Origin of the sequence: Luteimonas sp. J29 (assembly GCF_000472505.1) — a bacterium.
Classification (GTDB): Bacteria; Pseudomonadota; Gammaproteobacteria; order Xanthomonadales; family Xanthomonadaceae; genus Luteimonas.
On sequence record NZ_AWZR01000001.1, the window covers coordinates 502663 to 524281 of the forward strand.

The 21619-nt window shown below is 72.2% G+C and carries 25 protein-coding genes and 1 pseudogene; 12 read left to right on the top strand and 14 right to left on the bottom strand.

Annotated features, from left to right (window positions below):
* The first annotated feature begins 86 nt into the window (after positions 1–86).
* The gene (locus tag LUTJ29_RS0102130; protein WP_051322602.1) at positions 87–455 is read left to right on the top strand and encodes an excalibur calcium-binding domain-containing protein; all 369 of its coding nucleotides are present in this window, start codon (positions 87–89) and stop codon (positions 453–455) included.
* 94 nt (positions 456–549) lie between these two features.
* Here LUTJ29_RS0102130 and LUTJ29_RS17955 read toward each other — a convergent pair whose 3' ends face one another.
* Positions 550–1023 carry a BON domain-containing protein gene (locus tag LUTJ29_RS17955; RefSeq protein ID WP_027071104.1) on the bottom strand — a complete coding sequence of 158 codons (474 nt, stop codon included), beginning with the start codon at positions 1021–1023 and terminating at the stop codon, positions 550–552.
* A 248-nt stretch (positions 1024–1271) separates the two neighbouring features.
* Positions 1272–2192 (bottom strand): LysR family transcriptional regulator, encoded by a 921-nt coding sequence (locus LUTJ29_RS0102140; protein ID WP_027071105.1) that lies wholly within the window; start codon positions 2190–2192, stop codon positions 1272–1274.
* Between the two features lie 139 nt (positions 2193–2331).
* On the opposite strand from LUTJ29_RS0102140, the gene LUTJ29_RS15820 reads away from it, so the two are divergent.
* The 3 genes from LUTJ29_RS15820 to LUTJ29_RS0102155 are packed head-to-tail and all read left to right on the top strand — an operon-like array spanning position 2332 to position 3901.
* Complete coding sequence (locus LUTJ29_RS15820; RefSeq protein ID WP_232221133.1) at positions 2332–2637, top strand: Atu4866 domain-containing protein; 306 nt, start codon at positions 2332–2334, stop codon at positions 2635–2637.
* 41 nt (positions 2638–2678) lie between these two features.
* Positions 2679–3416: an SDR family oxidoreductase gene (locus LUTJ29_RS0102150; RefSeq protein ID WP_027071106.1), complete on the top strand. Its 738-nt coding sequence runs from the start codon at positions 2679–2681 to the stop codon at positions 3414–3416.
* Positions 3416–3901, top strand: coding sequence for a nuclear transport factor 2 family protein (locus tag LUTJ29_RS0102155; protein WP_027071107.1), 486 nt, complete (start codon positions 3416–3418; stop codon positions 3899–3901). Before LUTJ29_RS0102150 ends, LUTJ29_RS0102155 begins: the two co-directional genes overlap by 1 nt.
* 217 nt (positions 3902–4118) lie before the next feature.
* Here LUTJ29_RS0102155 and LUTJ29_RS0102160 read toward each other — a convergent pair whose 3' ends face one another.
* The 4 genes from LUTJ29_RS0102160 to LUTJ29_RS0102175 form a co-directional block, all read right to left on the bottom strand.
* Positions 4119–5093, bottom strand: coding sequence for an alpha/beta hydrolase-fold protein (locus LUTJ29_RS0102160; RefSeq protein WP_027071108.1), 975 nt, complete (start codon positions 5091–5093; stop codon positions 4119–4121).
* 96 nt (positions 5094–5189) lie between these two features.
* Positions 5190–5840 carry a hypothetical protein gene (locus LUTJ29_RS0102165; RefSeq protein WP_051322603.1) on the bottom strand — a complete coding sequence of 217 codons (651 nt, stop codon included), beginning with the start codon at positions 5838–5840 and terminating at the stop codon, positions 5190–5192.
* A gap of 82 nt (positions 5841–5922) precedes the next feature.
* The gene (locus tag LUTJ29_RS15825) at positions 5923–6897 is read right to left on the bottom strand and encodes a DUF2268 domain-containing putative Zn-dependent protease (protein ID WP_051322604.1); all 975 of its coding nucleotides are present in this window, start codon (positions 6895–6897) and stop codon (positions 5923–5925) included.
* Between the two features lie 319 nt (positions 6898–7216).
* On the bottom strand, positions 7217–7639 hold the full coding sequence (locus LUTJ29_RS0102175) for a helix-turn-helix domain-containing protein (protein WP_027071110.1): 423 nt from the start codon (positions 7637–7639) through the stop codon (positions 7217–7219).
* 259 nt (positions 7640–7898) lie between these two features.
* Between LUTJ29_RS0102175 and LUTJ29_RS0102180 the strand changes: the two genes are divergently transcribed.
* Complete coding sequence (locus LUTJ29_RS0102180; protein WP_027071111.1) at positions 7899–8642, top strand: SDR family oxidoreductase; 744 nt, start codon at positions 7899–7901, stop codon at positions 8640–8642.
* A gap of 55 nt (positions 8643–8697) precedes the next feature.
* Here LUTJ29_RS0102180 and LUTJ29_RS0102185 read toward each other — a convergent pair whose 3' ends face one another.
* On the bottom strand, positions 8698–9087 hold the full coding sequence (locus tag LUTJ29_RS0102185) for a hypothetical protein (RefSeq protein ID WP_027071112.1): 390 nt from the start codon (positions 9085–9087) through the stop codon (positions 8698–8700).
* Between the two features lie 356 nt (positions 9088–9443).
* Between LUTJ29_RS0102185 and arr the strand changes: the two genes are divergently transcribed.
* Together arr and LUTJ29_RS0102195 are read left to right on the top strand one after the other, a co-directional pair.
* Positions 9444–9842 carry an NAD(+)--rifampin ADP-ribosyltransferase gene (arr, locus tag LUTJ29_RS15830; RefSeq protein ID WP_043740041.1) on the top strand — a complete coding sequence of 133 codons (399 nt, stop codon included), beginning with the start codon at positions 9444–9446 and terminating at the stop codon, positions 9840–9842.
* A gap of 100 nt (positions 9843–9942) precedes the next feature.
* On the top strand, positions 9943–11241 hold the full coding sequence (locus LUTJ29_RS0102195; protein ID WP_343122686.1) for a solute carrier family 23 protein: 1299 nt from the start codon (positions 9943–9945) through the stop codon (positions 11239–11241).
* 13 nt (positions 11242–11254) lie between these two features.
* Here the strand turns inward: LUTJ29_RS0102195 and LUTJ29_RS0102200 are convergent, their stop codons facing one another.
* Positions 11255–12199: a DUF2268 domain-containing putative Zn-dependent protease gene (locus LUTJ29_RS0102200; RefSeq protein WP_027071114.1), complete on the bottom strand. Its 945-nt coding sequence runs from the start codon at positions 12197–12199 to the stop codon at positions 11255–11257.
* 139 nt (positions 12200–12338) lie between these two features.
* Between LUTJ29_RS0102200 and LUTJ29_RS0102205 the strand changes: the two genes are divergently transcribed.
* Entirely contained in the window at positions 12339–13463 is a 1125-nt protein-coding gene (locus LUTJ29_RS0102205) for an alpha/beta hydrolase (protein ID WP_027071115.1), read from the top strand.
* A gap of 73 nt (positions 13464–13536) precedes the next feature.
* Here the strand turns inward: LUTJ29_RS0102205 and LUTJ29_RS15835 are convergent.
* The 3 genes and pseudogenes from LUTJ29_RS15835 to cysK form a co-directional block, all read right to left on the bottom strand.
* Positions 13537–14048, bottom strand: a pseudogene (locus tag LUTJ29_RS15835) (N-acetyltransferase).
* Between the two features lie 153 nt (positions 14049–14201).
* Positions 14202–14951: a cyclase family protein gene (locus tag LUTJ29_RS0102215; protein WP_084524546.1), complete on the bottom strand. Its 750-nt coding sequence runs from the start codon at positions 14949–14951 to the stop codon at positions 14202–14204.
* A complete protein-coding gene (cysK, locus tag LUTJ29_RS0102220) occupies positions 14948–15919 on the bottom strand; it encodes a cysteine synthase A (protein WP_027071117.1) in 972 nt (323 codons plus the stop codon). Before cysK ends, LUTJ29_RS0102215 begins: the two co-directional genes overlap by 4 nt.
* 178 nt (positions 15920–16097) lie before the next feature.
* On the opposite strand from cysK, the gene LUTJ29_RS0102225 reads away from it, so the two are divergent.
* Complete coding sequence (locus LUTJ29_RS0102225; protein WP_043740042.1) at positions 16098–17648, top strand: winged helix-turn-helix domain-containing protein; 1551 nt, start codon at positions 16098–16100, stop codon at positions 17646–17648.
* Positions 17649–17858: 210 nt separating this feature from the next.
* Here LUTJ29_RS0102225 and LUTJ29_RS0102230 read toward each other — a convergent pair whose 3' ends face one another.
* The 3 genes from LUTJ29_RS0102230 to LUTJ29_RS0102240 form a co-directional block, all read right to left on the bottom strand.
* Positions 17859–18452, bottom strand: coding sequence for a hypothetical protein (locus LUTJ29_RS0102230; protein WP_027071119.1), 594 nt, complete (start codon positions 18450–18452; stop codon positions 17859–17861).
* Between the two features lie 111 nt (positions 18453–18563).
* Positions 18564–19049: a hypothetical protein gene (locus tag LUTJ29_RS0102235; protein ID WP_232221134.1), complete on the bottom strand. Its 486-nt coding sequence runs from the start codon at positions 19047–19049 to the stop codon at positions 18564–18566.
* 237 nt (positions 19050–19286) lie between these two features.
* Positions 19287–19763, bottom strand: a complete 477-nt coding sequence (locus LUTJ29_RS0102240) for a YbjN domain-containing protein (protein WP_043740047.1) — start codon at positions 19761–19763, stop codon at positions 19287–19289.
* A gap of 312 nt (positions 19764–20075) precedes the next feature.
* On the opposite strand from LUTJ29_RS0102240, the gene LUTJ29_RS18560 reads away from it, so the two are divergent.
* From LUTJ29_RS18560 to LUTJ29_RS0102255, 3 genes are all read left to right on the top strand, one after another.
* Positions 20076–20243, top strand: a complete 168-nt coding sequence (locus LUTJ29_RS18560; RefSeq protein ID WP_156911527.1) for a hypothetical protein — start codon at positions 20076–20078, stop codon at positions 20241–20243.
* A gap of 162 nt (positions 20244–20405) precedes the next feature.
* The gene (locus LUTJ29_RS0102250) at positions 20406–20810 is read left to right on the top strand and encodes a hypothetical protein (RefSeq protein WP_156911528.1); all 405 of its coding nucleotides are present in this window, start codon (positions 20406–20408) and stop codon (positions 20808–20810) included.
* A 90-nt stretch (positions 20811–20900) separates the two neighbouring features.
* The gene (locus LUTJ29_RS0102255) at positions 20901–21446 is read left to right on the top strand and encodes a lipocalin family protein (RefSeq protein WP_027071123.1); all 546 of its coding nucleotides are present in this window, start codon (positions 20901–20903) and stop codon (positions 21444–21446) included.
* Positions 21447–21619: the final 173 nt, after the last annotated feature.

A 21619-nucleotide genomic window follows, 5' to 3' on the forward strand; every position in this document is an offset into this window, starting at 1 on the left:
CGGGGCATCGCGTGCGTGGCCAACTTTGCGGTCGGCATGGATGATGCATGTCGATACAGGCTTCAGGCACAGGGGAGACTGCCGCCATGATCCGTCGCATCCCCGCCGCGCTGGCGCCGGTGCTCGCGGCCGCGGCGATGTTCGCCACCGGCATCGCCTCCGCCCACGGCGGCGGCCTCGATGCCAATGGCTGCCACGCCAACCGCAAGACCGGCGAGTACCACTGCCACCGCGGCGGCGGGGTTCGGCCACGTGCCGGCGCGCAGCCGCGCGGCTCCCGGCTGGCCCCGTCCCCGCCGGCGGGCCGCGCGCCCGTCGATCGCCCCTTCGCGAACTGCGACGAGGCCCGCGCCGCCGGCGCCGCGCCGGTGCGTCGCGGCGAGCCGGGCTACGGCCCGCACCTGGACCGCGACAACGACGGCATCGGCTGCGAGCCGTACCGCGGGCGGCGCTAGGCCAGGGGACCGCGCAAGAAAAAGCGCCGCCCGGCATCGCTGCCGGACGGCGCTCCACGACGCTGCCTCGGCAGCGCCGCCCGATCGTCCGTGATCAGTTCGCCTTGATGGTCAGGCGGCTGTTGTCGACATTGACCACGCCCTCGATCTCGCGCGCGATGCGGGTCGCTTCGTCGATCTGGGCCTGGCTCTCGACCTCGCCCGACAGCGTGACCGTGCCGTTGACGGTCTCGACGTCGATCGCGAGGCCGGACACGTCACCGTCGGCGAGCAGCGAGGACTTCACCTTGGTGGTGATCCAGGTGTCGTCCACCGGCTGGTTGGAATCGCCCAGCTGGCCGGTCGCGTTCGCATCGGCGTTCGCGTCGCCGTAGGGCTGGCCGGCCTGCGCATCGGCATCCGACGCCACCGGACCCACCGGCGGAGTCGCGGCCTGGTCGGCCGGTTCGTCCATCGTCGCGGCATCGGCGCGGTCGTCCACGGCCGGATCGGCGCGGTCGGCGCAGCCGACGGAGAAGGCCAGCGCGGTGGTGAGCGCGATGGCCAGGGGAATGCGGGAATGCTTCATGTCTTGTGTGCTCCTGTGGGGATCGGCGGGGCAAGTGTGGGAGCGGACACGTCCATGAGGCGTGACCGGAGCGTTCCGGCGGCGTGAAGCGAGGCCCGGCGCTGAATGCGCGTTCACCTCCGTACCGCGCGCTTGCGCGCTCGAGCCCTCCGCGGTGATCGCCTCCCCATCGGCCCGGCGGACGCGACGGCCCGGCGCTGGCGGGTGGACATGGCTTGCGATGCCGGAAGGCCGTGGATGCAGCCGGCCTAGGGCACCGGTGCGAAGGCGTCGTGCGCGTCGCCGCGGAACGACCGCACGTGCTGCACCAGTGCGCGCAGCTTGGCCGGCTGGTTGCGGCGGCTGGGGAAGTAGAGGAAGAAGCCGGGGAAGGGCGGCAGGAAGTCCTCGAGCAGGGACACGAGCTCGCCGCTGCGCAGCCACCGGCGGTAGTTCTCCTCCATCCCGAAGGTGATGCCACCGCCGGCCAGCGCGGTGCGCAGCATCAGGCGCAGGTCGTTGGTGGTGACCTGCGGGTCGACGTCCACTTCGAAGTCGCGGCCGTCCTCGCTGAATTCCCAGCGGTAGGGCGCGGTCCCGGGGGCGGGTCGCCAGCCGATGCAGCGGTGGTGGACGAGGTCGCGCGGATGCCGTGGCACGCCGTGCCGGTCGAGGTAGGCAGGTGCGGCCACCGCCACCTGCCGCTGCGGGCCGGTGAGCGGGACCGCCACCATGTCCTGTTCGATCACCTCGCCCAGGCGCACGCCCGCGTCGAAACCGCCGGCGACCAGGTCGATCGGGTCGTCGCTCACGGTGACGTCCAGGGTGATGCCGGGGTAGGCGTTGGCGAATCCGGCCACCAGCGGACCGGCGAGGAAACGCTCGGCGATCGACGACACGTTGACCCGCAGCAGGCCGCGCGGCGGGCCGTCGTCCAGTGCTTCCTCCAGCGCCGCATCCACGGTGCGCAGAGGTTCGGCCACCTGGTCGCGCAGGCGCTGGCCCGCCTCGGTCAGTCGCACGCTGCGCGTGGTGCGCTGGACCAGGGCCACGCCCAGCGCGTCCTCCAGCCGGCGGATGCCCTGGCTGACCGCCGACCGGGTCACGCCCAGCGCGTCGGCCGAGGCGCGGAAGCTGGCCCCGTCCGCCACGGCCAGGAACATGCGCAGGAGGTTGAGGTCGGGCGTCATTGGTTAGCCAGTCTAACCGCGGAATCCAGCACAAGACGGGTTCTCTCGACAGATTGCGGCGCCTACCGTGGTCGCCGTACCCCGCTGTCGAGACACCGCCATGACCCGCTCCCCCGTCCGCCAACGTCCCGCCTCCGCCTTGCCTGGCATCGCCGCCCCGGTACCCGCGCACGACGCGACGCGTGCGTATCTGGGCCTGTGGGTGACGGACGACGGCTACGTGCGCCACGCCCTGCTGCCCGATGGCCGCTACGTCGAGGCCCGCGGCAACCGCGAGGCCGCCTACCGCGGCCGCTATGCGGTGAACGGCGACCGCGTCGACTACGTCGACGACACCGGCTTCGTCGGCTACGGCGAATTCATCGACGGGGCGCTCCACCACGCCGGCATGGTGCTGCGGCGTCGGGCGGAGGCCGCCGGCGGGCCGCAACGCGACGTGCGCTGAGGCGTCGTCCCCTTCCCCTGTTCGATTCCACGAGGACATCCATGAACGACAACATCCACGGCAAGGTCGTGCTGGTCACCGGCGCCAGCAGCGGCATCGGCGAGACCACCGCCCGCATCCTCGCCGCCCGCGGCGCGACGGTGGTGCTGGGCGCGCGGCGCGTCGAGCGGCTCGAGGCGCTGGCGGCGGACATCGACGCCGCCGGCGGAACCGCCCTTGCGCGCGCGCTCGACGTCACCTCGCGCGGGGACGTGCAGGCCTTCGCCGGGCATGCCCTGCAGCGCTTCGGCCGCATCGACGTGCTGGTGAACAACGCCGGCGTGATGCCGCTGGCGCCGCTGTCCGCGCTCAAGGTGGACGAGTGGGACCGCATGATCGACGTCAACATCCGCGGCGTGCTCAACGGCATCGCGGCGGTGCTGCCGGTGATGGAGCGACAGGGCCACGGGCACGTGGTGAACGTGTCCTCGATCGGCGGCCTGTTCGTGATGCCGACGGCCGCGGTGTATTGCGCCACCAAGTACGCGGTGCGCGCGATCTCCGACGGCCTGCGCATGGAAAGCGACACGGTGCGGGTGACCTGCGTGTATCCGGGCGCGGTGGAATCGGAACTGGCCAGCACGATCACCCACGCCGAATCGGCCGCGGCGATCGCCCAGTTCCGCACGATCGCGCTCGAGCCCGAGGCGATCGCGCAGGCCATCGCCCATGCGATCTCGCAGCCGGGCGAGGTCGATACCACCGACATCGTGGTCCGCCACGTGCGGAGCCCGCCGTGATGCGCGCGCTTGCCGGCCTGCTGCTGGCCCTCGCGCTGGGCCCGGCCGCCGCGGGCGGCCGCCCCGTCGCGCAGCCGCCTGCCGACGCCGCCATCGCGCAGTCGAATGCCGCCCTCGTGCGCCAGGCCTTCGCGGCCTGGCGCGAAGGGCGTGGCAGCCTGTTCGACCTGCTGCACGAGGACGTGGAGTGGGTCGTGGCCGGAACCAGCCCGGTGTCGGGCCGCTACGGCTCGCGCCAGGCCTTCCTGGAGCAGGCGGTGGCGCCGATCGGGGCGCGCCTGGCCACGCCGATCGCGCCCGAGGTCAGGCAGGTGCTGGCGCAGGGCGATGCCGTGGTGGTGCTGTGGGACGGCGTGGCGACCCGCCGCGACGGTGGCACCTACCGCAACAGCTACGCGTGGCACCTGGTGTTCGAGGACGGGCGCATCGTGCGCGCGACGGCCTTCCTCGACACCTGGGCATTGCAGCGGCTGATGGAAGACTGACGGGCGTCCCGCGCGGGGCTTGCGTCACGCGGGGCCACGCATGTCGTGGCGCGACCGGGGCGCAGGTGTCGGCGCGCCATCACCGGCGCCGATCGGACGGGCGCAGCGCGGCAGCGCGTCCTCGGGCACCAGGGCCGGCGGCGGGGCCGGTGGGAACGCGCCCTGGAGACCTGGCGCCCGAAGCCGCGCCTGCGACAGGGAAGCTGGCAGTGAGGCCTCAGTCGGACGCGCTGCCCGGGGCCGGCGCACCGGGTTGCCACAGCCAGCGCAGCACCTCCGGCAGCAGCCGGCCGCCGTGGTCGTCGGAGTGGCCGCCGTCGCCCCAGGCGTGCGCCAGCTGGTAGCGCGGGCCGTCGTCGCCGCGGCGGTCCGCTTCCGTGTTCGCCCACTGCAGCGCCGCCAGCATCTGCTGGTTGGCGAGGAACCAGTTCCCGTGCTCGTTGTCGAGGTCGTTGCGCCCGTCCTGCAGGAAGATGCGCAGCGGCCGGATCGGATGCTTGCGCACGAGCGTGGGGTAGAGGTCGCCACCGGGCACCATCGGCCGGCCGTCCTCCTCGGGGCGGTAGCCGATCGAGACATAGCTGCCGATGAAGCTCACCACGTTGCCGAACACGTCGGGCCGGTGCCAGGCGACGGTGAAGGCGGCGATCGCGCCGCTGCTGGTGCCGCCGATCGCGCGCCGTGCCGGATCGTCGCTCAGCGCGTAGCGCTCGCCGACCAGCGGCAGCAGCTCGTCCACCAGCATCCGCGCGTAGGTGTCGTCGAGCGCGTCGTACTCCTGCGCGCGGTGGTCGGGGTTCGACATGCCGAGGTCGTCCGGATAGCGCTCGCCGCGATGCCCGGGCGTCACGAACACGCCGATCGTCGGCGGGATGTCGCCCCGATGGACCAGGTTGTCCAGCACCGCCGGCACGCGCAGCGAACCGTCCGGGTGGGTCGCGCGCTGGCCGTCGTGGAAGACCAGCAGGTTCGCGGGGCGGGACGGATCGTGCCCGGCGGGCACGTGGATCCAGTAGCGGCGCACGGTGCCGGGAATGACCCGGCTGTGGAACTCGAACGGCCCTTCGAGCCGGCCCCGGGGCACCCCGGGCTGGACCAGCGAATCGGCGGTCAGTCCATATCGGCGCGGCGCCTCATCCGACGCGGCGCCGGCGCCGGGCACCGCGGCGGCCAAGGCGAGTGCAAGTGCCATCCACGGCATGCGCATGCGTGTCGTCCCCGTCGTTCCCGGACGCAGCCTAACCCGGGGCGGCTGGCGCCGGAAGCGTGTCGGCGCCATGGCCCATGCTCACAGCCCCATGTAGCGCTCCGCGTACCCGCGCCGGATCGCCTCGAGCAGCGACTCCTCGCTCGCGTATCCGCCCTTGGCCCTGCGTTCCTCGTACAGGGTGCGGAACTCGTCCGTCTGACGGAAGGCCTCGAACTTCGCCTCCTTGAACCGGGCGAACTCCTCGTGCGACAGGTCGAGGCGTTCCAGCACCTTGCCCTCGGCGATCCGGAACACGACGTAGCGCTCGTACACCGACTCGTAGCCCATGTGCACGTATTCGACCACCTTGCCCTGCGGCACGACCAGGGCGCCGCTGTACCAGTCGGCCAGGATCGGTGGACGCGGCCGCCGGAACAGCTTGCGCAGGATGCTGCGCTCCTTCATGCGCGGGCCAAAGTCGCCGGTGAAGATCTTGGCATCGAGCAGCCGCAGCTCGCCGTCCGCGATCTCCCAGTACGCGACGTAGCCCCGCCACAGCGCGCTGTTGGTGACCGCTTCCTCCGGAAGCGTCCACTCGATCCTGTCCAGGTGCGGCCAGAGCGGGTTGTTGTGGAGCGAGTGCTCCTCGCCGTCGAAGGTGATCCGGTCCGGGGCCTGCGCCGTGGCGTGCGCGGCGGCAGGCAGTAGCAGGGCGAGGCAGAGCGCGAAGATCGCGGGAATCCGTACCATGGCATTGCTCCTTGCAGGTCGGCGGCCCTCCGCGGCCGCGTGCAGCGGCGAGCCTACACCCGCGATGGCCCGGGCGGAACGCTCAGTCGCCGCCCAGCTCCCGGTCGATCCCGCTGGCGGCGAGGAAGGCGTCGAAGTCCTGGATGTCGAGCATCTCGCGCAGGGCGGCGGACTTGTCGTCGGCGCGCTCGTAGTAGGCGCGGGCGATGCGGTAGCCGATCCAGTAGCCGAGGTCGGCGGGACGGTCGCCGCGGGCGTTGGCGCCTTCGTACAGCCAGCCGGCGTAGTCGGTGCCGTGCATCCGCGCGCCGAACTCCTGCCACAGCGCGGCGGCGCGCGGTTCGGCCCAGGCGTGGACGTGGTCGTTGATATGGCGTCCGGCGCCGAGCTCGGCGATGAAGTCGGCCACGCCCTCGCCGATGGCGGCCTGGAGGAGGGTGGGCTGGCCGTCGATGCGCGCGCGCTGCTGGAAATGCACCCATTCGTGGGCCACGATCGCCGGCAGGTTGTCGAACTCGCCGACGACGGCGCGGTGCCAGTCGCCCAGTTCGTCCAGCGGCGTGCCGGGTGCGCGGCCGAACATCTCGACGCCGATCATGAGCCCGGTGGCGTCCGCCGTGCCGCCCGAGTTCATGCGCCCGACCAGGAAATAGACGTCGGGGAACACCGCATCGGGCACCAGGGTGCGCATGCGTCGCAGCGTGTCGCGGATCCGCGGCACCTGGTCCTCAAGCTTCGGGGTGAGCCTGCGCAGCGAGGCGTAGTAGCGCGGATGCGCGTCGATGGCGGCGACCAGCTTGCCGGCATCGCCGATGCGCAGGCGGACGAAGGTCTCAAGGCCCGGGCTGCCCGGCTCGAGGTAGCGGGCCTGGAAGATGCGTGCGCGGGCCTCGGCATCCGTGGCGTCGGCGGCCTCGTCCCAGGCCTGCCAGAAGCGGTCGATGTCCTCGGTGACCAGGCGCGCCTCGTCCGGTTCGAGCGGGAAGGCCGGGGCCTGCGCGCAGGCCGACAGCGGCAGCAGGCAGCACAGCAGCAGCGGGAGGAGGGTTCTACGCATGGCGGATCGCGAGGTGGTGGCAGCGTCGCGGCAGGCTAGGGCCACGCCGGCGAACGGACATCGGCCGGAGGACACCGTGACCGTCGTCATGGGTGGTCCACGGCGTGTCCGGTTCCTGGCCGCGACCGCGTGGCCGCCACCCGGACGGACCCTTCTCCCTCCCCCGCCTGCGGGGGAGGGCCGGGGTGGGGGCAGGGCCGCGTACGGCGCACGGCCGGGAATGGCACGCCGCCCACGTTCCGGCAGCGGTGCGAGCACGGGCGGCGGGCGCCGCTGCTGGCGCGAATGGCGGCCGCGGTCAGCGGCAGCGGCCGCCGCGTTACCCGCCGCGCTCGCGGGCGTCGAACTCGGCGCGCGCCTGCTCGATCTTCTCGAGGTTCCGTTCGGCCCAGATCCACACGCCGCAGAACGCATCGCCCAGGCCCAGGCCCAGGTCGGTGAGCCGGTACTCGACGCGCGGCGGCACCACCGGGTGCACCGTGCGCAGCACCAGCCCCTCGCGCTCCATTTGCCGCAGGGTCTGGGTCAGCATCCGCTGGCTGATGCCGGGCACCAGGCGCGCGATGCGGGTGAAGCGCAGCTCGCCGTGCTCGGCGAGCACGTCGATCACGATCATCGTCCACTTGTCGGCGACGCGGCCGATGATCCCGTGCACCAGCGCCTCGACGCGTGGATCGGCCTGCCGCGCTTCGGCTGCCAGCTTCCTGCGCACTTCCTCGTGCCTGGCGCTGTCGATGGGCATGGCTTGCTTCCCGTTGGGTAACCGACTTACCGCGAAGTCAAGAACGCACTTTCCGGTGCCGTCTTTCGAATCGGATGTGTCGTTCCTATCCTGCTCTTCGCGCCTCGTGCAAGGCGTCATTCCCCCACACGACGAACGCATCTCCATGACACGACGAACCCGAAACCGGCTGCTGGCCGCCATCGCCGGGTGGTGCCTGGCCACGGCGGTCTCCACTTCACACGCGAACAATACGCAATCCGGCGCGGAGCACAACAGCATGAAACAGACTGGCAACACCATCGTCATCACCGGCGGCGGCTCGGGCATCGGCCGCGAGCTCGCCCGCCGCTTCCACGCGCTCGGCAACACGGTCATCGTCGCCGGCCGTCGCCTCGAACCGCTGCGCGAGACCATCGGCGACCGCGACCGCATGCACGCGATGCTCGTCGACGTCGCCGATCCAGCCAGCATCGCGGACTTCGCCCGCGAGCTCGTCGCCCGGCATCCGGATACGAACGTGCTGGTGAACAACGCCGGCATCATGCGCTTCGAGGACATCTCCCGCCGTCGCCCGCCCGGCGACGCGGAAGCCACCGTCGCCACCAACCTGCTCGGCCCGATCCGCCTGGTCGACGCGCTGGTCGAGCACCTGGCCACGCGCCCGGACGCGGCGATCGTGAACGTGTCCTCGGGCCTGGGCTTCGTCCCGCGCACCGACGCGGCCACCTACAGCGCGACCAAGGCGGCGGTACACTCCTACAGCGTTTCGCTGCGTCACGTGTTGCGCGGCCGGGTGCAGGTGATCGAGCTGGTCCCGCCGGCGGTGCAGACCGAACTCACGCCCGGCCAGTCCACGCGCGATGGCTACATGCCGCTGGAGCAGTTCATCGACGAGGTGATGGAGCAGTTCACCCGTTCGCCGGTGCCCGACGAGGTCCTGGTCGATCGCGTCAACTTCCTGCGTCGCGCCGAGGCCGAAGGCCGGTTCGCCGACACGCTCGAGCGCCTCAACGCGCACTGACCGCGGCCCGAACCGGGCGGGTGCGCCGCCCGCGTCCCGTGCGCGGTTGGCGCGCCTAGGGCGACCCGGTGTCGGCGCCGGCGCAGTAACGTTCGATGACGTTGCGGGCCACCTCGGGTGGCGCGATCCGGTCGAGGTCATCCTGGCCGACCATCTCGCTGCCGTAGAGCACGCCGCCTTCCCACTTCGCGGTGCGCGCCTCGCAATCGACCGCCAGCGTGGCCGAGAGCTCGCCGCTCTTGCCGTCGCGCAGCACGTTGTACAGGCCGGGCACCGGTTCGTCGAACTCCACCAGCGGCCAGACGTACCAGCGGTCGAAGTAGAGGCCGTCCTCCATGCGCTCGGTGTGGACGATGGCCCCGTCGTCGAGCGCGCGGCGTTCGCCCAGCGGATCGTCGCCGTCCTGCGCCAGCGCCAGGCCGCAGGCCGCGGCGATCGCCAGCATGCACGGCATCCTGCTCCAGCGGCCCATGGCGTCCTCCCGGGGGTGTGCTCGCCGGGAAGATACACCGGGCGTGGCCCGGGCGGCCCGCCTGGCGCGGCCCGGCGTGCCGCAGCGCGTTGACGATGACCCGGCGGGCGTCGAAGCCGCCCATGCCGAAGACGTCCGCGAACCAGGGGGGCGGCGCGCACCGGGGGCGCCTCGCGGGGTCGCGCGGACGCGATGCGCGGCCGGAAACGACAACGGGAAGCGCGCCGCGCTTCCCGTTCCAGCGTTATATCCCGGTGGGGGACTTGCGGCAATGCCCGCGGCGCAGGGCAGGATCGCCGTCCTTCCGCGACAGCCCCCTGGAGGACCCGATGCTTGAAGCGCCGATCTACTACCACGGCACCCGCGCCGACCTGCGGCCTGGCGACGCGATCGTCCCCGGCCATCCCTCCAACTTCGGCACCCGGCGGCCCTCGCGCTACGTGTACCTGTCGGCCCGGCTGGAGTCGGCGATCTGGGGCGCGGAACTGGCGGTGGGCGAAGGCCCGGGGCGCGTGTACATCGTCGCGCCGACCGGCCCCATCGAGGACGATCCGAACCTGACCGACCGCAAGTATCCCGGCAACCCCACCCGCTCCTACCGCACCGCGCAACCGCTGCGCGTGCTCGCCGAGGTGCACGGCTGGATCGGCCATCCGCCGGAGCAGCTGGAACGGATGCGCGCCTTCGTCGCCTCCCTGGGCCCGAAGGCCGACCCGGAGGAGGACTGAGCGGCGCGGCCCGGCCTGCGCGGATCCCGCGGATTTTCCATGCCCGGGCCGGGGCCTCTAAGATCGCGCGGACCAGCCTCAGGGGAACCGACACATGGGCATGTTCTCGTGGACCGCGCGGCCGCCGTCGATCCTGCGCGACGGTGGCGTCATCGCCCCCGACGAGCGCCTGCCCTGGCCACAGACCGGGCTGATGGGCGTGCAGCACGTGATCGCCATGTTCGGCGCCACCGTGCTGGCGCCGATCCTGATGGGCTTCGACCCCAACCTCGCGGTGCTGATGAGCGGCATCGGCACCCTCATCTTCTTCGTCGTCACCGGTGGCCGGGTGCCGAGCTACCTCGGTTCCTCGTTCGCCTTCATCGGGGTGGTGAACGTGGCCACCGGCTACGTCGCGGGGCAGGGCGCCAATCCGGCGATCGGCGTGGCCCTGGGCGGCATCATCGCCTGCGGCCTGGCCTACATCGTGGTCGGCGTGCTGGTGCACCTGGCCGGCACCGGCTGGATCGAGCGCCTGATGCCGCCGGTGGTCACCGGCACCGTGGTCGCGGTGATCGGGCTCAACCTCGCCTCGGTGCCGGTCCGCAACATGGCCGCGGACAACTTCGACGCCTGGATGCAGGCGCTCACCTTCGTCTCGGTGGCGCTGGTGGCGGTGTTCGGGCGCGGCATGGTGCAGCGGCTGCTGATCCTGCTCGGCCTGCTCGTCGCCAGCGTGGCCTATGCGGTGCTCACCAACGGCATGGGGCTGGGCAAGCCGGTCGACCTCGCGCCGGTCCTCGCCGCGCCGTGGTTCGGGCTGCCGTCGCTGCACGCGCCGGCGTTCGACAGCCGCGCGGTGATGCTGATCATGCCGGTGGTCATCATCCTGGTGGCGGAGAACCTCGGCCACATCAAGGCGGTCACGGCGATGACCGGCCGCGACCTCGACCGATACATGGGCCGCGCCTTCATCGGCGACGGCGTGGCGACCGTGGTCTCGGGCGCGGCCGGCGGCACCGGCGTGACCACCTATGCCGAGAACATTGGCGTGATGGCGGCGACCCGGATCTATTCCACCGCGGTGTTCGTGGTCGCGGCCGCGCTGGCGATCGCGCTCGGTTTCTCGCCCAAGTTCGGCGCGCTGATCCAGGCCATCCCGCTGCCGGTGATGGGCGGCGTGTCGATCGTGGTGTTCGGCCTGATCGCGGTGGCCGGGGCCAGGATCTGGGTCGACAACCGGGTCGACTTCTCCGACCCGCGCAACCTCGTCGTCGCCGCCATCCCGTTGATCCTGGGCACCGGCGAGTTCACCCTGAAGTTCGGCGAGTTCGCCCTCGGCGGCATCGGCACCGCGACCTTCGGCGCGATCGCGCTGCAGGCGCTGCTGGGGCGCGGCGGAACCCGGCGCCGCGCCTGAGCGCGGTGGCGGGTCACTTGATCGCGGAGGTGTCGGACAGCACCATCCCCGGTTCCCAGCCGCTCTCGCGCAGGAAGGCTTCGGGATCGTCCATGTCGAGGATCCGCGCCACCGCCGCGCGCTTGTCCGGGGCGTTGGTGAAGTACGCCTTCACGATCCGGTAGCCGACCCAGTAGCCGAGATCGTAGGGTTCGTCCGAGCCCGGCTGGTAGTTGAACATCCACGGATCGAGGTCGGTGCCGTGCATGTCGGCCACAAACCGCTCCTCGATCTCGCGTTCGCGCCCGCGCGTCCACTCGGCATGGCGCGCGTTGCCCACGCCGCCGGCGACCAGCTCGGTGAGGAACTCGGCGGCCCCTTCGAGCAGCGACATGCGCAGCACCGTCGCGTCGGGGTCGCCAGGCTCCAGCCCCGCGCGCGCCAGCGCCTGCCGGGTGTGCACGTACTCGTGCACGACGACGTACACGAAGCGGTCCTCCGGATCGGGATTCATGAAGTCGGCCGCGCACAGGGCCTCGAGGCCGATCGTGGCGCCGGACGCGTCCGCCATGCCCACCGGGCGCCCGCGGCCGACGACGATCGCCACTGGCGGCCAGGCGGCGGTCGGATAGAGCTCCGACAGGCGTCCAAGCGCATCGGCCAGGCGCCGTTCCACCGCTGGCAGCACCGCCAGGCAACGCCGCGCATTGGCGTAGATCTCCGGCTCCGACTCCAGGCGCTGGGCGATGCGTTCGCCGGTCACGCGCCGCGCCTGCGCGAACGCGCGCAGGCTCCGGCTGCCTTCCGCGAGGTAGCGGTCCAGCTGCTCGACGCCTGGCCGGCCGCCGGTGGCCTCGTACAGGTCGTAGAAGCGCGTCACGTCCTCGGTGACGATCACCGGCCTGGGGCCTGCATGGGCCGGCGCCACGCAGGTGCCGCACAGCAGCATCGCCAGGGTGGCGCGCGCGATCACGTTCATGGGTCGAACCTATCGCGGCCGGTCACATGCCTGCAGTGTCGATCGTCATGGACACGACATCGTTGCCGGTGCGCGGGCTGGCGTGGTCTGATCCGCGTGCGGGCGCATGCGGCCACCCGTTCGCGACGAGGAGAGCGCCATGTGGAAGACCAGGCTGTCGGGCCCACTGTTTGTTGCCCTGCTGTGCGTCGCGCAGGCCGTTGCGTCGGAGCTGTCGCCGGCGATGTCGCGCGCCGACGCGGTCGGCGTGATCGCCGAACTGCGCCGCATCGTGGCGCCGCGAGGCGTCGAGCGCTACGAGTTCGTGGACGTTGGCGGCATCCGCCAGTTCGTCAGCATCCGCGGCCAGGACCGCGCCAATCCCGTGCTGCTGGTCGTGCATGGCGGACCGGGCTTCCCGACGTCCGGCATCGCCTGGTGGGCGACGCGCCCGCTGGAGGAGTACTTCACCGTCGTGCATTGGGACCAGCGCGGCGCCGGCAGGACCCACCTCGCCAATGATCCCGCCGCGGTCGCGCCGACCATGACGCGGGCGCGTTTCGTGGACGACATCGAGGAGCTCGTCGCCTGGCTCAGGACCGAGTTCCGGCAGGACAAGGTGTTCGTGCTCGGGACTTCGTGGGGCAGCGTGATCGGCCTGGAGTTCGCCAGCCGCAGGTCCGACTGGCTGCATGCCTACATCGGCATGGGCCAGGCCGTCGACATCCCCGAGAGCGAGCGCCGCGGCCACGCATACGCACTCGCGGCCGCGCGGGCCGAAGGCAACGCGCAGGCGATCGCCGAACTCGAATCCGTCATGCCCTACGCGGCACCGGGCAAGCCGATCCCGCTCGAGCACATCGTGCTCGAACGCAAGTGGTCGGACCACTACGGCGGGGTGATGGCCTACCGCCAGGGCCAGGTGGACGGCATGGCGGTGCGCCTTTCGCCCGAGTATCCGGACGAAGACGCCGCGCGCGCCTATGCCGGCAACGGCTGGTCGCAGGACTTCCTGCTCAGCGACGTGCTGGGCGTGGACCTCGGCCACGTCACCCGACTCGACTGCCCGCTGCTGGTCCTGGCCGGCCGCCACGACCGCACAGTCAACTCATCCGTCGCGCGCGAGTGGTTCGACGCGGTGGAGGCCCCCTACAAGCACTTCGAGTGGTTCGAGCACTCGGCCCACGAGATCCTCGCCGAGGAACCCGGCAAGCTGCTCCTCACCCTGGTCCAGCACGCGCGCCCGCTCGCCGACCCACCCCCCGCCGCCGGCGGCGCCCCGTAGGAGCGGCTTCAGCCGCGACCCGGCCATCCTCGCGGCGACGGGCATCGCGCCCCGTCCCACGGCACCCGGGCACTCAGCCTGTGGTCTCGAACGCCGCGTGGTAGGCGACGGTGCCGGCTGGCAGGTCGTGGCCGAAGGGCAGGGCCTGGAAGTACTCCGCCGGGACGTCCGGCAGCACCAGTCCGGGCACCGTGCGGAACCCGAAGCGCCCGTAGAAGGACGGCTCGCCGAGGACCACGCAGCCGGGGCCGACCCGGCCGTGCGCAGCGCGTCGAGTACATGCACGACCAGGCGCGTGCCGATGCCGCGGCCCTGGTGCCCCGGCGCCACCGAGACCGGGCCCATGCCGTGCCAGCCGGCCGCGCCGCCGCTGATCTCCACGGGCGACGCACCCGCGTGCCCGACCACCACGCCGTCCTCCGTCGCCACCAGCGAGACCGACAGGCAGCCCGCCTCGCGCAGCGCGCGCACGATGAACTGTTCGGTGCCGCTCGAATAGGCGACGGTGCCGAACGCCGCGCGCGTGACGGCCTCGATCGCCGCCGCGTCCTGGTCCCGCTCGTCGCGAATGTCGAAGGGGTGCATCTGGCGGGGCCACGGTGCCTGGGGATCCAATCCTGACACGTGGGCGCCGCCGCTGCCCGGCCAACGCCTTTGGACCGGACACGACGGGAAGAAGCGCCGCCGGACGGACGGGTGGGAGGAGGAGGCCGTCCGCCCGGCGGCGCGGGACGGGTGCTAGAGGACCGCGTAGGCACGCACCGGGAAGGTGCCCATGCCCTGGACCTTCACCGGCACCGCGGAGAAGCGGAAGCCCGACGACGGCAGCTGCTCCAGCCCGCGCATGTGCTCGACGATCGGGATCCCGGCCGCGAGCAGCAGGGTGTGCACCGGCCGGCGCCTGTCTTCCATGTCGTCGATGTTGAGCGAGTCGATGCCCACGAGCACCGCGCCCTGGTCGCGCAGGTGGCGCGCCGCGTCCTCGGTGAGGTAGGGGTGGCCCTGGAAGTACCGCTCCGTGCGCCAGTGCCGCGCCCAGCCGGTGTGCACCAGCACCGCCTTGCCCGCGACGTCGAGGCCCTCGAAGTCGGCGGCGGTGATCGCGCGCTGTCCGCGCTCGGGCACGTGCAGCGCCACCGCGGGCAGGTCGGCCACCGAGGAGAGCTCGAGGCCGGCCAGGTCGGTGCCGCCGTCGAAGCGGTGGGACGGCGTGTCCAGGTAGGTGCCGGTGTTCGCCACCATGCTGATCCGGCCGATCTGGAACTCGGTGCCCGGCGCGTAGTGCGCGCGGGACTGCACGTAGGCGATGTGGTCCTCGATCCGCGCCGCGGGCAGGCCGGGGAAGGTTTCCATGCCGTCCTCGATGGCGTGGCTGAGGTCGATGAAACGTCGGGGCGTCGGTTGCATGTAGGCCTCCGGGGGATAGGCGAGCAATGCGAACAGCAGCGGCAGCAGGAACTGCGCGAGCGCATGGGCGGCCGGCCTCATCGGGCGCCTCCCTCGAGCTCCGCCAGCCAGGCGTCGTCGGACCCGTCGCCGATGTCGCTGAACAGGGGCGTGGAGAAGTATCGCTCACCCGTGTCGGGCAGCATCGCCAGGATGCTGGCCCCGGGTCGCGCGGACGCCGCCGCCTTGAGCGCCGCGGCGACCGTGGCGCCGGCCGAGATGCCGACGAGGATGCCCTCGTGCGTGGCCATCCGGCGCGCGGCGTCGATGGCTTCGTCGTCGCCGACCGTGAGCAGCACGTCGCAGGCATCTCGGTCGAGCACCGCGGGCAGGAAGTCGGGCGTCCAGCCCTGGATCCTGTGCGGCGCCCACGGCCCGCCGCCGAGCAGCGGGGCGCCAGCGGGCTCGGCCACCACGATCGACTTCTCCGGGCGCGCCGCGCGCAGCACGGCGCTCACGCCGGTGAGGGTGCCGCCGGTGCCCCAGCCGGTCACGAAATGGTCGAGCGGGCGGCCGGCGAAGTCGCGCAGGATCTCGGCCGTCGTGCTCTGGCGGTGGTAGGCGGGGTTGGCCTCGTTCTCGAACTGGCGCGCGAGGAACCAGCCGTGCCGGCGCGCCAGCTCCTCGGCCACGCGCACCATGCCGCTGCCGCGTTCGGCGGCGGGCGTCAGGATCACGTGCGCGCCGAACGCCTTCATCAGGCGGCGGCGCTCGACCGAGAAGGTCTCGGCCATCACCGCTACGAACCGGTAGCCGCGCGCGGCCGCGACCATCGCCAGGGCGATGCCGGTGTTGCCGGAGGTGGCCTCGACGATGGTGTCGCCTGGCCTGAGCAGGCCGCGCTTCTCGGCGTCGAGGACGATGGCCAGGGCGAGGCGGTCCTTGACCGAACCGCCGGGGTTGAAGGACTCGACCTTCACGTACAGGTCGACGTGCGGAGGCGCGATGCGCTGGAGCCGGACCACCGGGGTGTGGCCGATGGTGCCGAGGATGCTGTCGTGGATGGGCATGGGAAGTCCGTGCTGCAGGGGGTGGGGCCGTCCCGCGGGGGGCGGGTGGCCGGGCCATGTTCCCGGGGCCGGCCCCGCCACGCTTGAGGAATCGGCTCGGGAAAGCTTGGGAAATCCTTGGGCCGGGCCGCCCGGCGCCGCGCTTTGCGTAAGACATCGCAGCCCCGTTCCCGCCGCGATGACCACTCCCCTGTCCATCCACGACGTGTTGATCGACTTCGACGGCCACCGCGTGCTGCGCGGCGGCGTGGAGCAGCCGCTCGAACCCAAGGCCTTCGCGGTGCTGTCGCTGATGGCGTCGGCGCCGGGGCGGGTGTTCGCCCGCGACGAGATCCTCGATGCCGTGTGGGGCCATCGTCACGTCAGCCCCGGCGTGCTCAACCGGGTGATGTCGCTGTTGCGCCAGGCGCTGGGCGAGGACGCGCAGGCCCCGCGCCTGCTGCATACCGTGCATGGCGTGGGCTACCGCTTCGAGGCCGGGACGGCGCCGGTCGCGGTCGAAACGGTCGCGTCGCCCGCCGGCGATGCACCGGTGCCGGCCGGCGGGCGTCCGTCGCTGGCGGTGCTGCCGTTCCGCACCCTCGGCGGCGGCCGGCACCGCACCGCCCTGGGCGCCGCATTCGCCGCGGAACTGATCGCGGAGCTCTCGCGCCTGCGCTGGCTGTTCGTGATCGCGCGTGGTTCCTCGTTCCGCTTCGCCGCCGACGACGGCGACTTCGACCGCATCGGCCGCCTGCTCGGCGCCCGCTATTGCCTGCGCGGCCTGCTCGAACTCGACGAGCCGCGCGCGGCGATCACGGTCGAGCTCGTCGACACCGGCGACGGCCACGTGGTCTGGGGCGACCGCCTTGCCGGTCCGCTGGACGGCCTGCACGCGCTGCGCGAGGAAGTGCGTGCACGCACGCTCACCGCGCTGGAGCTGCATATCCCGCTGCACGAAGCCGCGCTGGCGCAATCGCGCCAGCCCCGGGACATCGATGCCTGGGCCGCCTTCCACCTCGGCGTGCGCCACCTCTACCGCTTCACCCGCAGCGACAACGACGCCGCGCTGCGCTGGTTCGGCCGCGCCGTCGAACTGGACCCGAAGTTCCCGCGCGCGCACGCCGGGCTGTCCTTCGGTCATTTCATGACCGCGTTCCTGCGCCACACCGACGACGTCGCGGCCGAGACCTCGCGCGCCCGCCGCTGCGCCGAGCACGCGTTCGAACTCGACCCGCTGGACCCGTTCGTCAACCTCGCCCTGGGTCGCAGTTTCTGGCTGGAGGGCGATCTCGAATCCGGCCTGGCCTGGCTTGAGCGCACCACCGGGCTCAGCCCGAACTACGCCCAGGCGGTGTACTCGCGCGCCTTCGTCGAGGCCCTGCACGGTCAGGCCCACGGTGCGAAGCAGCACGCCGACCTGGCGATGCGGCTCAGCCCGCTCGACCCGCTGTACTACGGCATGCAGGGCACGCACGCCTTCGCCCACCTGGCCCTTGGCGAGGACCGCGAGGCCGCCGCCTGGGCCGCGCGCGCCGCGCGCTCGCCCGGCGCGCACGAGCTGATCTCGATGAATGCCGCGGTCACCGCGCTGCTTGCCGGCGACGCGCCGGCTGCCGCACGCTGGGCCGCCGACGTGCGCGCACGCAACCCCGCGCTTGGCCGGGACGACTACTTCCGCGCCTTCCCGATGCGCGTGGACGCGGCGCGCAGGCGGGTCGAGGGCGCACTGCGGCGGCTGGGGTTCTGAGTGCGCCCGGCCGCAGGCCGCATCCGGGAATGCCTGGTCGGGTCAGGGCGAGGGTCCCGGGTGCGCTGCGCTTACCCGGGCTACGGATGGGGCATCGTGTCGCGGAGGTGCGTAGCCCGGACAAGGCCACAGGTCGCATCCGGGTTGCCTCGTCGCGTCAGGGCGAGGGTCCCGGGTGCGCTTCGCTTACCCGGGCTACGGCCATGCGGGTCAGTGGGTGACGCGGCCCGGCAGCAGGTCGGGCAGGCGTTCGAGGGGCAGGTAGCCTTCGGATTCCGGGTCGGCGGGCAGGGCGCCGACCTGGAGGTGGTGGACCTGCGCGGCCAACGCAAGCTCGCCGATGCCCACTTCGAGCATGGTGTAGGCCGCATCGAGGAAGTCGTCCTCGCGTCCGGCATCGTAGTGCGGGAACGCGACCTCGAGGCCAAAGAAGCCAGGATCGTCGGGATCCTCGAGCGCCGCGAAGCGCGCCTGCTTCGGATCGACCGCGATCCCCGAGCGGTTGAGCACGAAGCCGAACCCGCGCGGCGGCTTGAACGCGGTGATCTCCCAGCCCTCGAGCCGGGGCGCCGCGTCCACCAGCGCCACCACGTCGGGGAAGGCCTCGGCGTTGCCTTCGGCGGTGATGATCAGGTGGCCGGTACCGTCGCGCAGGACGCCCATCTCGAACCACAGCTGGTCGGAGACCTGGTGCAGGTGCTCGAGCAGTTCATCGGTCAGCGCCTCGCGGCCCGGATCGGTCCGGTCCTTGAACTGCCGTTCGTGGGCGGTGAACCATTGCCAGAAGTCGTCGGATGCCGTCACGTGGCGCCTGCGCGGGAAGAGCAGGCGCCAGTGTGCACCGGCCCGACCGCGCGCACCACTGCCGCGGTGGTGCCCGCGCAGCGGCTGCCGGCGCGGCGGTGGCCGGACGGATCAGTCCAGCCAGGTGCCGCCGCCGGCCTGGCAGCTGGCCGGCAGCGAGGCGAGGTCGTCGTGGCTGCGCTCGTAGTAGAACGCGTGCAGTGAGGACTGGCCGAAGAGGCCCTTGCAGCTGCCCTGGCTGGGGCTCGGGCAGGTGTCCAGGTAGGTCACTTCGCCCGCCTTGCCGCCCATCTGGGCCGAGGTCTGCGCCAGCGACTCGCACAGTTCGCGGTGCGCCTGTTCCGGGATGTCGGCGCCCGCCTGCAGGCAGTCGCGCGAGCGCACGCGCTGGCCGAGGATCTCGAATTCGCCGGCGATCATGCAGGCGCGGGTCGCGGCGTCGGTGGCGACCGCCGGCGCCGCCACTGCCTCGGCGTGCGCGGATCCGGTCGTGGCCGGTTCGGCCGGCGCGGCCGCATCGGCGGGCGACGTTGCCGGGCCATCGGCCTGCGAGCAGGCGGTGGCGACCACGGCCAGGAACAGGGAGGCGGCAAGCATTCCGTTTCGCATCGTTGGGCCTTCGTGGTGGAAAGCGGGGCATCCTGCCATCGCGGCCCGGGTCGCCAAGCGTGGCGAACGTCACGTGTATGGCGGACCCGGGTGCGCTGCGCTTACCCGGGCTACGGGGCGTCGCCCGGACAAGGCCATCGGCCGCATCCGGGACCGCGTGGCAATGATCGACGCGGCGGACCCGGGTGCGCTGCGCTTACCCGGGCTACGAGGACTACGGCGGCGTCAGAAGTCGAACTCGCTGGTGAGGTGGCCCAGCAGCAGCTCGAACGTCTCCAGCTGGCTGATGATGTATTCCTCCACCCTGGCCATCGGAAGCTCGAAGTCGAACTGCAGGTAGGGATCCATCTCCTCGTCCAGGTAGATCCGGCCGTAGCGGTACTTGCGGTTGTACTCGTTCGCGAACTGGAAGCTGGAGCCCGGGGTCAGGTCCAGGGCCGTCTCCAGCTGCAGCGAGCGGCAGCGGCTCTGGCGGCAGTCGAAGAAGTTCATCCGCGCGTGCAGGCCGTCCATCTGGAACACGATCCGCGGATCGCCCGCGCTGTCGCGTCCCAGCTCGGGCGACAGGTCGAGGTCACGGAGGATACGCAGGGCCTCGGGGCCCGAGATGGTGCCCGGCGACGACTGGGCGAAGGCCGCCTGCGGGGCGGCGAAGGCGAGCGCGAGGAGCGCGGCGAGCAGGAGCTTGCCTGGCAGGTGCATGGTGGATCCCCCCTGGGTTGTGCCGCGTGATCCTAACCCGTTCCCCCGGCCACCCGGCAAGATGCCTGGGGACGATCGCGGGCTGGCGGAAGGCGCCTCGACGGCCGGTGCCCGAGTTCCGGGCACCGGTATGGCAGGGGTCCTGCAACGACGGTGGCCGCGTTGTCGGCTCCCGCTCCCGCGTCCGCGTCCTCGACGGAGGCGTTCGTGGGATGCGTGTCGATCCGCGAGGTGGGCGAGGGCGAACGTGGCTAGGCCCTGTTCCTGTCGAGCGTAGTCGCGTTCAACGGCACGACGCCGGACACCGCGGCCGTGGCGGACCAGTTCGACGCCGACCTGCGCGCCCGCTACGGGCGGCCTGGCTCGACCTTCTGCACCACCCAGGCCAGCGAGCGGGCGATGCGCGACCTGCTGGAGCAGTCGGCGCGCCAGCACGCGGGCAAGGAGATCGTGCGCACGGGCATCGTGCCGCGGCGGTAGCGCGGCGAAAGCCCGGAGCTTGTCGGGAACGGGTGGTCGCGTCGGGAACGAGACCCCGGACGGACTGCGCCTGGCCGGGCGCGGGGCCAGGCAGGGCGCGCTGCACGTCCGCTTCATCGCGCGGGCGGCACAGTGGCGCCCCTGTCGTTCCCGGAGCCCGCCATGCCGTCACGCCGCCAATCCCGCGCGGGCGCGTTGCTGTGGCAGGACGCGGGCGCCGCGGCGGCCAGTGTCGTCGCCGCCCGCGCGCAGGCGTTCTCCGGGTTCCCCGGGCCCTGGTCGGCCTGGCACCAGGCGGAACTGCTGCGCATGGGGAGTGAGAAGGTCGAGGCCGCCGGGCAAGGGCTGCAGGCGGCCGGCATGGCGCTGGCGATGCTGCCCTGGCGGCTCATGCAGGTCGCCATGCGGCCGGCTTCGTGGACGCCCGCCGGCAGCCTGCATGCGTGGTCGGCGATCGCGGAGCTGTGGTGCGGCGTGGGCAACGCCGCCCTGCGTCCGGCCCGCGACACCGCCGTGCGCAACCGTGCGCGGCTGGCGCGCCGGAGCGCACGCGCCGCGCGGAACTGAACCGGACCACGCGTTCCGGTCGGCCTTTCATGCGGCCGACACGACGGGTGTGGGATCCATCCGCACCCTGTTCGCGTCCGGAACCCCGCCATGCGTCTTGCCCCATCCCTCGCCGCCGCGGCCGCGCTGCTGCTGTCGACTGTCTTCGTCCACGCCCGGGAACCCGAGGCCGTGCCCTCGGTCGACCTGGAGCGCTACGTCGGCACCTGGTACGAACAGGCCCACCTGCCGCTGTTCTTCCAGCGCAACTGCGTGGCGAACACGACGGCGCAGTACGCGCTGCGCGAGGACGGCCGCATCGACGTGGTGAACCAGTGCGACGACAAGGACGGCGATCGCATCGAGGCCACGGCCATCGCGCGCCGCGTGGGCGACAGCACCTCGAAGCTCGAAGTGCGGTTCGCGCCGGCGTTCCTGTCGTTCCTGCCGATGGTGTGGGGCGACTACTGGATCCTCGACCTGGATCCCGACTACCGCTGGGCCATCGTCGGCTCGCCCGACCGCAAGTACCTGTGGTTCCTCACCCGCGAGCAGGCCTTCCCCGGGGACCGGCTGGACGCGCTGGTCGCCAGGGCGCAGGACATGGGGTTCGATACGTCGAAGCTGATCCGCACCGTTCAGACCAGCACGCCGTAGCCGTGGCCCGGGCGACGCGTCGCCCGGACAAGGCCGGAGGCCGCATCCGGGACCGCGCGGTACTGATCGATGCCGTGGGTCCCGGGTGCGCTGCGCTTACCCGGGCTACGGCCGGGTGGCGTCGCCCGGACAAGGCCGGAGGCCGCATCGGGGACCGCGCGGTATTGATCGAT